The sequence below is a fragment of the Oscillatoria salina IIICB1 genome (assembly GCF_020144665.1).
In the GTDB taxonomy this organism is placed as follows: Bacteria; Cyanobacteriota; Cyanobacteriia; order Cyanobacteriales; family SIO1D9; genus IIICB1.
The window spans coordinates 1-11,105 of record NZ_JAAHBQ010000021.1 but is presented as its reverse complement, the minus strand read 5'-3'; the positions used below and the strand labels follow the sequence as shown (position 1 = coordinate 11,105).

11 protein-coding genes, 1 pseudogene and 1 riboswitch are annotated in these 11,105 nt (G+C 43.6%); of the genes and pseudogenes, 7 read left to right on the top strand and 5 right to left on the bottom strand.

Annotation, left to right across the window (positions count from 1 at the left end; all coding sequences use genetic code 11):
- The 6 genes from G3T18_RS07910 (at position 1) to G3T18_RS07885 (ending at position 5,230) form a co-directional block, all read left to right on the top strand.
- On the top strand, positions 1-237 hold the full coding sequence (locus G3T18_RS07910; RefSeq protein ID WP_224410004.1) for a DUF6887 family protein: 237 nt from the start codon (positions 1-3) through the stop codon (positions 235-237).
- A 27-nt stretch (positions 238-264) separates the two neighbouring features.
- Positions 265-732 carry a CYTH domain-containing protein gene (locus G3T18_RS07905; protein WP_224410003.1) on the top strand — a complete coding sequence of 156 codons (468 nt, stop codon included), beginning with the start codon at positions 265-267 and terminating at the stop codon, positions 730-732.
- Between the two features lie 196 nt (positions 733-928).
- A riboswitch (guanidine-I (ykkC/yxkD leader) is annotated at positions 929-1,073 on the top strand.
- A gap of 73 nt (positions 1,074-1,146) precedes the next feature.
- The gene (locus tag G3T18_RS07900; protein WP_224410002.1) at positions 1,147-2,340 is read left to right on the top strand and encodes an agmatinase family protein; all 1,194 of its coding nucleotides are present in this window, start codon (positions 1,147-1,149) and stop codon (positions 2,338-2,340) included.
- A 76-nt stretch (positions 2,341-2,416) separates the two neighbouring features.
- Positions 2,417-2,773, top strand: coding sequence for a hydrogenase maturation nickel metallochaperone HypA (gene hypA / locus G3T18_RS07895; RefSeq protein WP_224410001.1), 357 nt, complete (start codon positions 2,417-2,419; stop codon positions 2,771-2,773).
- Between the two features lie 163 nt (positions 2,774-2,936).
- Entirely contained in the window at positions 2,937-3,635 is a 699-nt protein-coding gene (gene hypB, locus G3T18_RS07890; RefSeq protein ID WP_224410000.1) for a hydrogenase nickel incorporation protein HypB, read from the top strand.
- A gap of 95 nt (positions 3,636-3,730) precedes the next feature.
- The gene (locus G3T18_RS07885; RefSeq protein WP_224409999.1) at positions 3,731-5,230 is read left to right on the top strand and encodes a sodium:solute symporter family protein; all 1,500 of its coding nucleotides are present in this window, start codon (positions 3,731-3,733) and stop codon (positions 5,228-5,230) included.
- A gap of 180 nt (positions 5,231-5,410) precedes the next feature.
- On the opposite strand, the gene G3T18_RS07880 is transcribed toward G3T18_RS07885, so the two are convergent.
- The 5 genes from G3T18_RS07880 to nuoH form a co-directional block, all read right to left on the bottom strand.
- A complete protein-coding gene (locus tag G3T18_RS07880) occupies positions 5,411-6,730 on the bottom strand; it encodes a 3-isopropylmalate dehydratase large subunit (protein WP_224409998.1) in 1,320 nt (439 codons plus the stop codon).
- Between the two features lie 226 nt (positions 6,731-6,956).
- Complete coding sequence (gene nuoK, locus G3T18_RS07875) at positions 6,957-7,268, bottom strand: NADH-quinone oxidoreductase subunit NuoK (RefSeq protein WP_224409997.1); 312 nt, start codon at positions 7,266-7,268, stop codon at positions 6,957-6,959.
- Positions 7,269-7,331: 63 nt separating this feature from the next.
- Entirely contained in the window at positions 7,332-7,955 is a 624-nt protein-coding gene (locus tag G3T18_RS07870) for an NADH-quinone oxidoreductase subunit J (protein WP_224409996.1), read from the bottom strand.
- An 86-nt stretch (positions 7,956-8,041) separates the two neighbouring features.
- The gene (ndhI, locus tag G3T18_RS07865; protein ID WP_224409995.1) at positions 8,042-8,659 is read right to left on the bottom strand and encodes an NAD(P)H-quinone oxidoreductase subunit I; all 618 of its coding nucleotides are present in this window, start codon (positions 8,657-8,659) and stop codon (positions 8,042-8,044) included.
- Between the two features lie 221 nt (positions 8,660-8,880).
- Positions 8,881-9,999: an NADH-quinone oxidoreductase subunit NuoH gene (gene nuoH, locus G3T18_RS07860; RefSeq protein ID WP_224409994.1), complete on the bottom strand. Its 1,119-nt coding sequence runs from the start codon at positions 9,997-9,999 to the stop codon at positions 8,881-8,883.
- 215 nt (positions 10,000-10,214) lie between these two features.
- Between nuoH and G3T18_RS07855 the strand changes: the two are divergent.
- Positions 10,215-11,105, top strand: a pseudogene (locus tag G3T18_RS07855) (hypothetical protein); the annotation flags it as partial.

Here is an 11,105-nt window from a genome sequence, read left to right as displayed (position 1 = left end):
TTGCTTCAAAGATCTTGTGAAGATCGTAATTGTCTGAATAAGCCTAATTTTGCTACCATGTCAATGAGTGAAATTAGCGAATACGTCCGCAAAAATAGCAAACCTTGTGCCGAAATGAGCTTTCAAGAATTAAAAGAATACTTATTGACAATTACTGACGATAAAGAAGCGGAAAAAGAATATGTTAAACGTTCAACTGCTCAATTTTTAGCTAAACAAAAATCTCAAAGGAAATAAAGTTTTTTTTAATTACTTTTAGACAAAATGCCCTTAGAAATAGAACGCAAATTTTTAGTTAAAAATGACGATTGGCGGAAACTTGCTACTGGTGTAATTTATCGCCAAGGTTATATTTCCCGCACTCCCGAAAAAACCGTGCGCGTGCGGGTCGTGGGAAGCCAAGGTTATCTCACTATTAAAGGTAAAACTATCGGAAGATCCAGAGCAGAATTTGAATATTTAATTCCTGGAGAAGATGCCGAAGAAATGTTGGCGACTTTATGCGAAAAGCCACTAATTGAAAAAACGAGATATAAACTAATTCAAGGCGAATTAATTTGGGAAATAGACGAATTTTTGGGCGAAAATCAAGGTTTAATTATCGCAGAAGTTGAACTAAAAAATGAAAATCAAGTTATTGAATTACCCGCTTGGCTGGGTCAAGAAGTAACCGACGATCCTCGCTATTTTAACGCTAATTTAGTTACCAATCCTTATCGTAATTGGCAGTAAAAATAAATAATAAATAAATGTAAATAGACTCTTGACAAAAACGCCTAAATCCAAAGCATAGGGGCAACCCCCCGCGATCGCCCCCAACTTTAAAGTCATCAAATGCCAACAATTAGCGGCAAATAAACTGATATTTCGTAGTATTCGATACATTTTTTTGATAAATACTACTGATACTATGCAAGTATTACATTTTAAACAAAGCTTCTAGGGTTCCGACTTCCAAACTTATACGGGAAGTGACAGGTCCGAGAGAAGCAAGCTACCAAACAAACTTTTGTCAGAACAGTAAAGAACTTCTTACATTGGTAGCTACACGGCGGGAAAAAAGCCCGGGAGGAATTGACGTATCAGCAGGCGCGTCAACCTCTTGGGCTTTTTTCCTATTTCAGGTGACTTTTGAGGAGAAAATGAATGAGTGAAAATACACCATTTCAACCGCCAAACAGTAATCATAACGGCTATTCTAGCGAAGCCAAACGCGCCTTAGAGCGAGAAAATAAACTGCCTTTGACAGGATGGCAACAAGAAGTAGATCGGGGTTTAGAATATGGTTTAGAAGCGGCTGAGAGTATCCGCGATCGCCGCATTCCTAACTTCTCTCGTGGCGAATTACCCCACTATGCCGGAATCAACACTTTCCTCAAAGCCCCCTATTTAGAAGATGTACGTCAAGTGGGGAACTACGACGTCGCAATTGTAGGCGTTCCCCATGACTCCGGAACCACCTATCGCCCCGGTACTCGTTTCGGACCCCAAGGAATTCGCCGCATTTCTGCCCTTTATACACCCTACAATTTTGAATTAGGTGTAGATTTGCGCGAACAAATAACTCTTTGCGATGTTGGCGATATTTTCACCATTCCAGCTAATAATGAAAAATCCTTCGATCAAATTTCCAAAGGTGTTGCCCACGTCTTTAGTTCCGGCGCATTCCCGATAATTTTAGGCGGCGATCATTCCATTGGTTTTCCCACAGTTCGCGGAATTTGTCGCCATTTAGGAGATAAAAAAGTAGGTATAATTCACTTCGATCGCCACGTCGATACCCAAGAAACAGACCTCGACGAAAGGATGCACACTTGCCCTTGGTTTCACGCTACAAACATTAAAAATGCCCCCGCAAAAAACCTCGTTCAACTTGGAATTGGTGGCTGGCAAGTACCTCGCGAAGGCGTAAAAGTTTGTCGCGAACGAGCCACGAATATTTTAACTGTAACCGATATTACAGAAATGGGGCTAGATGCTGCGGCAGACTTTGCCTTAGAGCGGGCATTAGATGGCACAGATTGCGTCTGGATTAGTTTTGATATCGATTGTATTGATGCTGGTTTCGTACCTGGAACCGGGTGGCCCGAACCGGGTGGTCTACTACCTCGTGAAGCTCTCTATTTACTCAAGAAAATTGTCCAAAATGCGCCCGTTTGTGGCTTAGAAGTTGTAGAAGTTTCACCTCCTTATGATATTAGCGATATTACGTCTTTAATGGCGACTCGCGTAATTTGTGACACGATGGCACATTTAGTTGTTTCTGGACAATTACCTCGCCAGCAAAAACCCGCTTATATTCATCCCGAAGCCCAACTCGAATTAGCCGAGTGGAAATAAAAATGTAGGGACGTTGCGTGCAACGTCTCTAGAGATAAATTTTTGTTTGAGGTGAAATTTAACAGCGAGGTGAAACGTGCATGAAACTGACATGACAAAAGCATTAATTATGACGGTTCGAGATTGGTATTCAAGTCAACCAGAACAGCCAAAAATCGACAAAATCCACTTGATTGTTGGTGAATTCACTTGTGTCGAACCTGCTAGTTTAGAATTTGCTTTCGAGGTGCAAACGCAAAACACCTTTTTAGCAGGAGCAAAACTAGCAATTCAGTCTAAACCTTTGATTGCTTTTTGTCATCAATGTCAAGCAGAATATAAACCAGAAATTGGCTTACATTATGCTTGTCCAACTTGCCATTCGCCAATGGAAGATATCCGTTCGGGACGAGAACTAAAAATCGATCGCTTGGAATATAGTAATTCTCAATGATTGGTTAAATGTTTGATTTTCATAAATAAATCAATCAAAAGCGGGCAAGATACCTGCACTACAAAGATACGAACAATTAAAGCCTATAAAAGCAAGATTTTCGCTAGATTTCCAAGTTCAAACTGATAACTGATAACTGATAACTGTTCACTGGTAACTGAATATGCACCAAACATTTGATGCCGCTTTAGAAATTAATTTACTTCATGCTAATCAACAAGGCGCAGACCATAATCGCGCTCATTTTGATGAATGGGGAATTACTTGTTTAAATCTTATGAGTAGTCCCGGTGCCGGAAAAACTGTCCTTTTAGAACGCACTCTTGCCACCTTAAATCAAGAATTGAAAATGGCAGTAATTGAAGGCGATATGACGACAGAATTAGATGCCGAACGCCTGCGTCAATATGACGTTCCAGTTATTGCAATTAATACCGGGCGTTCCTGTCACCTTGACTCAAAAATGGTGTCCGGTGGAATTCATCGATTAGCCCATGAATATAACCCGACTGAATTCGACCTTGTTTTAGTAGAAAATGTGGGAAATTTAGTTTGTCCGGCAGAATTTGAAGTCGGAGAACACGCGAAAGTTGCTTTATTAAGCGTGACTGAAGGAGAAGATAAACCCTTAAAATATCCGGTTATGTTTCAAGAAGCAGATTGCTTATTGATTACCAAAATGGACTTAGCGCCTCACCTGGATATTGACTTAGAAAAGCTTGAATTTAACGTGCGGCAAATAAACCCTCACGTCACAATTATTCCTGTAGCTGCGAAAACAGGCGAGGGATTAGAAACTTGGTTCGCTTGGTTGCGAAATCAAGTGCAAAAATCTCCAACCAAACAATTAGCTACAGCTTAAAAAAAAGGAGCTATCCCACATCCTGCCAAGATTACAGATAGCTCCAAACTCCAAACACTGAATCCGAATTAAAAACAGACTCAGGATTAATTATTATGACAGATAAACTTCTTTTTTGGGGAATTGTTTTATTCCTCTTCGGAACTCTAGGCATTGGTGTCTGGGCTGCAAAGCAAATTAAAGGCGATAGTGTTAACTATCTAGTAGCTGGACGAGGTTTGGTTTTGCCGTTGGCGGCAGCGACGCTAATGGCACAGTCAGTGGATTCTAATGCTACTTTAGGAAATACTGACTTGGCTGCGGAATTTGGCTTTTGGGCGGGTGCTTCTTTACCAATTGGTTTAGCACTTTGTTTGTTGATGACGGCGCTTTTCTTTGCGAAACCAATGAACCGCATGGGTTTAATTACGTTACCGGATTTTTATCGGGTTAAATACTGTCGCAAAACTGAATGGATAGCTTCAATTATTATGGTTTTGAGCTTTTCATTTTTGCTAGCGGGTAATCTGGTTGCGGGAGGATATTTGTTTGAAGCTTTTCTGGGAACGAGTTACACGGCGGGAGTAATGTTAATTGCGATTATTGTCTTGATTTATACTGCCAGTGGGGGATTATTCGCCGTAGCTTATACCGATGCGATTCAAGTAGCGATCGCCTTTTTTGGTACTTTACTCTTAATTGGTTTTATTGCCATCAATTTTGGGCTACACATCCCGGCTGGTAGCGGTCCGTTTGCTTTTGAACAACTCACTAACCCCGCTTCCGGTGCAGCAATTAATTGGGCGACGCTTCTCGCGTTAGGATTAGGCGATATTGTCGCAATTGACTTTATGGCGCGGGTATTTGCTGCGGAAAGCCCAGAAACAGCCCAGAGAGCTTGTTTAATTGGTTCTGCGGGAACAATTATTATCGGCGTTCCTTTTTCTATTCTTGCCCTCTCAGCTAACGATATTCTCAGCCAAGCTGGTATCAGCGCCGATGGTCCGCTACTTTTCTCACTTCTCAAAGGTGTCGTTCCCCCAATACTCGGTCTTTTGGTGATTATGGCGATTCTTTCGGCTTCCCTTTCCACTGCCGACGGAGCAATTTTAGGAACCTCATCGGTGATGGCGCATAATATTCTCGGCGTTCGTCACGATGACCATAATGCCGGGGGAGACAGACTGTTATTAATTACCCGCATCATGGCTGTGGTTATCACCTCATTGGGCATTTTTTTCGCCTTGAAAGTGCCAGAAACAGGGATTTTGCTTTTGCTAGCCTTCGACATCGGTTTTGCCGGGTTGCTGGTTCCCCTAGCGGGAGGTCTTTATTGGCTGAATGCAAACAGATTCGGCGCGATCGCCTGTATCCTTAGTGGTACGCTGACAAGATTAATCTTCTTCGTCTTGATGCCGACAACTTTCGGGATTGACAATACACTTTTGTACATCCCAAACAACATTTTTACCAGCGATTTTGACGGTTTTCCCACTTTAATCAGTCCTCTTGTCGGTTTAGTCGCTTTCATTACAGTGTCGAAGTTAACCGGAGGAGGAAGAAGACTTCAACAACGAGAGTTGGAAATTCCCGAACAACAACCCCAAGTTTATTGATTAGGGATTGGGGACTGGGGACTGGGGACTGGGGACTGGGGACTGGGGATTAGGGATTGGGAATTATCAGTGAACAGTTAGCAGTGAACAGTTATCAGTTTATCCTCCTCCTTGTCCCCCTTGTTCTCCCCCTCTCCCTTGTCTCCCTTGTCCTCCCCCTCTTCCCAGTCCCCAGTTCCCTTAAATAAACTCGCGGGGGTCGGTAACATAGCCAGTTAAGGCTGATGCAGCCGCAGTGTAAGGCGAAGCTAAATAAATTTGGGCTTTTTTATCGCCCATGCGACCGGGGAAGTTACGATTTGTGGTGGAAACACAAACTTCTGGTTTGTTCATCCGCCCGAAGGTGTCTTTCGGACCGCCTAAGCAAGCGGCGCAGGAAGGTGCGGTAGGTTCGATACAATCAGCTTCTATGAAGATTTCTGATAAAGTTTCGCCCTCGTATTTGACGGTAAATAAGTCATCGTAGACTTTTTGAGTGGCGGGAACGATGTAGGTAGGAACCTTGACTTTGCGTCCTTTGAGGACTCGTGCCGCGTTGAGAAAGTCGCTGGTTTTGCCTCCGGTGCAAGAACCAATATAAACGCGGTCTATCTTGACATCGCGGCATTCTCGTGCTAAAGCGCGATTGTCAGGAGAATGAGGTTTAGCGACAACAGGTTCGAGTTGAGAGACATCATAAGTGCGATCGCTATAGAATTTTGCGTCAGGATCGTTGTAAACTGCTTGGAAAGGTTTATCGGTGCGCGATCGCACGTAGTCGAAAGTTGTCTCATCCGGAGCAATTACACCATTTTTACCCCCCGCTTCAATGACCATGTTACAAAGAGTCATTCTTTCTTCCATTGTCATGTTTTGGACGGCTTCCCCAGCAAATTCCATTGTCCGGTAAGTTGCCCCAGAAACGCTAATATCGCCGATAATTTGTAAAATTAGGTCTTTTGCTAACAAATAATCCGGCATTTCCCCATCGAGGACAAAACGCATTGTCGCGGGGACTTTAATTAATAGTTTGCCAGTTCCCATGATAAAACCAGCATCAGTGTTACCAATACCCGTAGCAAATTGACCAAAAGCGCCAGCATTACAAGTGTGAGAGTCAGTCCCAAATAAGACTTCTCCGGGACGAGTGTGACCTTCTTGGGCTAGGGCAATGTGACAGACACCTTTATAATCAGGATTAGCTTTAAAATTAGAGCGATCGCGAATATCGTAGAAATATTTAATTCCTTGTTCGTGAGCAAAATCGCGTAAAATATCCACATTGCGATTTGCCCGTGCATCCTCAGTAAAAATATAATGATCCGGGATTAAGACAATTTTGTCTGCATCCCAAACCTGAGCATTTTCACCAAATTCGCGCTTAAAAACGCCAATTGTCCCCGGACCACAGACATCATGAGTCATGAGGACATCAACATTAACCCAAACATTTTCTCCCGGTTCGACCTGGACGCGATCGGCAGCACGAGCGATAATTTTTTCAGTTAAAGTCATTCCCATAATAATTTGCTCCTATATAAAGTTGGGGACTGGGGATTGGGGACTGGGGACTGGGGACTGGGGATTAGGAATAGCACCTTATCAGTTTGTATTATCGTCCTCCTTGTCTCCCCCCTCCTCCTTGTCCTCCTTGTCCTCCTTGTCCTCCTTGTCTCCCCCCTCTTCCCAATCCCTAATCACCAATCGCCAATCCCCAATCACCAATCCCCAATCCCCAATTCCCAAATTACCATTTGAGCAGATTAAACTGCTCCATATCAATTGTGTAGCGATTGCGATAAATCGCCAAAACAATTGCCAAACCCACAGCCGCTTCTGCTGCGGCAACAGTAATCACAAACACCGTAAAAACCTGACCTTTAATCGCTACGGGGTCTAAATAATTAGAAAACCCCATCAAATTCAGGTTAACTGCATTCAGCATTAACTCAATCGACATCAGCACGCGCACTGCATTCCGACTGGTAATTAAACCAAAAATGCCGATGCAAAACAGTGCCGCCGATAACAGTAAGAAAAATTCTAATTGTAGTTGCATTGATTACCTCTTGAAAAATGCGATTGCTGCGCCGACCTTGCGGTACGCTATTTTGCCAAAATCTTATTGATTATTTTCCCCAGAATTGCTACCCAGAGAAGCCAGTTCGCGAGGTCTTTCGGGCAAAGTTAACGCTGTGGTGCGTCTTTCTTCCGGTAACAATTCTTCGGGGATAAAGTCCCGACGAGCAATAATAATTGCGCCTACCATTGCCATCAATAACAACACCGAAGCTAACTCAAAAGGTAACAAAAAGTCGCTAAAGAAATGTTCGCCGATCGTAACAACTGTATTTTCTACTAATGCTGGTGACTCCGCAGACAAATTCCAAGGAGTGATAAATACCATTGTGGTCAGCAAGACCAACAAACCCGCACAAACCAAACCAGTTGCGGCTTTACGAATCCAATCTTTCGGTCGGTTGGTAAAAACTTCACCCTTGTTTACTAACATAATCGCGAACAAAATTAGCACGTTAACCGCACCAACATAAATCAGCACTTGTGCTGCGGCGACAAAATCAGCATTCAGCAGAAGATATAAACCAGAAATACTGATAAAAACGCCACCCAGCAAAAAAGCTGAGTAGACAATATTTTCCAGGAGGACAACTCCTAAAGCTGTCACAATCATCATCGTGGCGAGGATGCCAAACGAAACTATTTGAACGCCTTCAGCTAAATTCACGTTCTGCCAAATCTCCTTAACTTCTTTCTCTACATTTGGCTTGATGGTAAAGGAAAAATTTCCCTACCATCAGTCCAGTTTTTTCTTTAGTTACTTGCTGCTTTTTCTTCTGCTTCGACTTGGGGTTCCATCTCTTCGAGAATTTCTTCAGGACGTTTTCCTGCACGTTTGGAACCCGGAGGTAAGTCGTGGGAGTCTGTAACACCTTTCGGCAGATAACCCAACTCTCGCAATGGAGTTACCATTGGGTCTTGAGTAACTTTATAAGGCAAGCGTCCGAGTGCCACATTATCATAATTGAGTTCGTGGCGATCGTAAGCTGCTAGTTCGTATTCTTCTGTCATCGAAAGACAATTGGTGGGACAATATTCAACGCAATTGCCGCAAAAAATACAAACGCCGAAGTCGATACTGTAATGATTGAGCTTTTTCTTTTTGCTTGCCCGGTCAAATTCCCAATCTACTACAGGTAGGTTAATCGGACAAACCCGCACGCAGACTTCACAAGAAATACACTTATCAAATTCAAAGTGAATTCTACCCCGAAAACGTTCTGAGGGAATCAGTTTTTCGTAAGGATATTGCACTGTAACCGGACGGCGCTGCATATGGTCGAAGGTGACAGAAAGTCCTTGACCGATGTATTTTGCTGCTTGTACTGTTCCTTTGGCGTAGTTGCCTACTTGTTTGAGAAATTTGAACATAGTTTCTTATTTGGTAATCAGTATTTGGGGATTAGCGATCGGGGATTAGGGATTTCAGTGAACAGTGACCAGTGAACAGTGACCAGTGAACAGTGACCAGTGAACAGTGACCAGTTAACAGTGAACAGTTAACAGTTTATTCCCTAATTCCTGCTTGTCTTCCCCCTCTCCCCCCTCTCCCAAGTCCTCCCCCTCATCAGTCCCCAATCCCCAGTCCCCATTTAGCCACCAAAAGCAAAGGGAAATGCTAACTTCAAACCTGCGGTTAAAAGTAAATTGACTAAGCTAACTGGGAGCAAAAATTTCCAACCTAAATCGAGTAGTTGGTCGATGCGAACGCGGGGAACTGTCCAACGTAGCAGAATAGCGATAAAGACGAGAAAATAAGCTTTGAGTACGGTCATGGTAATGCCGAGAGAAGCGGTGATTACCTGTAACCAAGAACTTGTTTCGCTTACGCCTAACCAGTTAGATAGTTGGTCGAGGGGAATGGGAAATTCCCAACCGCCAAGGTACAAAATGGCAAATACGAGGGCGGAGAGAACGAGGTTAACGTAGGAACCGATATAAAATAAGCCAAATTTCATTCCGGCGTATTCGGTTTGATAGCCAGCGACCAATTCTTCTTCGGCTTCGGGAAGGTCAAAAGGTAGGCGTTCGCATTCAGCTAAAGCGGCAATCCAAAAAATGAAGAAGCCTACGGGTTGTCGCCAAATGTTCCAGCCGAGAATGCCGTAACCTGATTGTTGTTCTACGATGTCGATAGTGCTGAGGCTGTTGGACATCATGACAACTGCTAACACGGAAAGTGCTAGGGGAATTTCGTAGCTAATTGATTGGGCGGCTGCTCTCAAACCACCGAGAAGCGAGTATTTGTTGTTGGAAGCGTAACCAGACATCAGCAAACCGATGGGAGTGATGCTGGAAAGGGTAATCCAGAGGAAAATACCGATGTTAATATCGCTGATGAGGAGATTCTGCCCGAAGGGTATGATGAGGAAGGACAGAAATACTGGAATAACGACTAAGATCGGACCGAGGGTAAACAATCCTCTGTCAGCTTTGGCGGGTACGATGTCTTCTTTGAAAACTAGCTTCAAACCGTCTGCTACTGGTTGTAATACGCCCAAGGGTCCGGCGTATTCGGGACCGATACGTTGTTGGGCGGCGGCTGAAATTTTTCGTTCGAGCCAAACTACGACTAATACGCCTACGGTGGCACCAATGATAATTAAAAACATTGGTAGGGGCATCCAGATGGCTTTGGCTGCACCTGGTGGGATGCCTAATTTGGTGAGCGTTTCGATAAAACTTCCTTGTAGGTCAATTCCTGAATTCATTTGTTTGTTTTCGATTCGCGAGCTAGTATACTGGCTTGGTATGCCTGTTGCTGTGTGATTGTGAAGATTTTTTGCTTTCTACTGCTTTACAGTATATCGCTGTTGCGATCGCCGCTCTAGCTATTTGCTAAGAAATTCTACTTATCTCCTTGGTTAGTGTTTGTTAACTGGGCAAAATTGCACAATAAAGCCAATTAAGTTTTTGTTGCTAGTTTATGACACTACTAAATAATTTTGATGAGAACGCTGTCGCTGTTACTTTGTCTGAGTTATTACCGATCGCCGATCTTGAGGTTAAGGTTAAGCCGAAGGATAATTCTTTACAGGTGATGCTGGTTGGGGCGGAAGTGCCCGATCGCCAAATGGTTGTTCCTTTGATTGGGGAAGGATTACTGGCGCTGGAAATTAGCGATCTAGCTCAGGTTAATATTTATGGACGCGATCGCCGAGATGAAATTCCTGATTGGCATCAAGAATTAAATTTAACTGAACATAAAAAGGTTTATTTGTCAAAGAAAAAGTTAGGCAAAAAACTGCCCAAATCCTTTTTCAATCAATTGTTGAAAAATGTTGCCGAGACGACAGAAAATGTCGGCGATGTGGCATCAGTGACGGGAAAAATTATGTTAGAGAGGGTTGCTGATGCGGCAGAAGTGGCTGGTAGTGCGGCAAACCAAGCTGGACAAACTGTAGCAGGTAAAGCGAAAGAGTTGGGCGAAGTGGTTGGAGATGCGGCTAATCAAGCGGGAAAAGTTGTCGCTGGAGGTGCAATTAATGCTGGTGCAGCCGCGAAGGGTGCGGCGGTACAAGCAACGAAAAAAGTGGGTTCGGCGATCGACTGGATTGGCGATAATCCGATTTCGCGTAAGTTAACTCAAGCTTTGCCTTTAAAGTGGTTATTTGTGGTCGATCGCGTGGATATTGCGAAGGCTGAAGTTGAGGTAAGAAAGTTACAGCAAAAGTATCCTGATGAAAGTCCGCGAGAAATTTCTCATCGTTTGATGAGACAAAAAGCGCTCCTCAGTGGGGGTTCGGGTTTGGCGAGTAGCTTGATTCCTGGTGCGGCTGCGGCTTTGTTTGCGGTGGATTTGGCAACGAATTTGGCT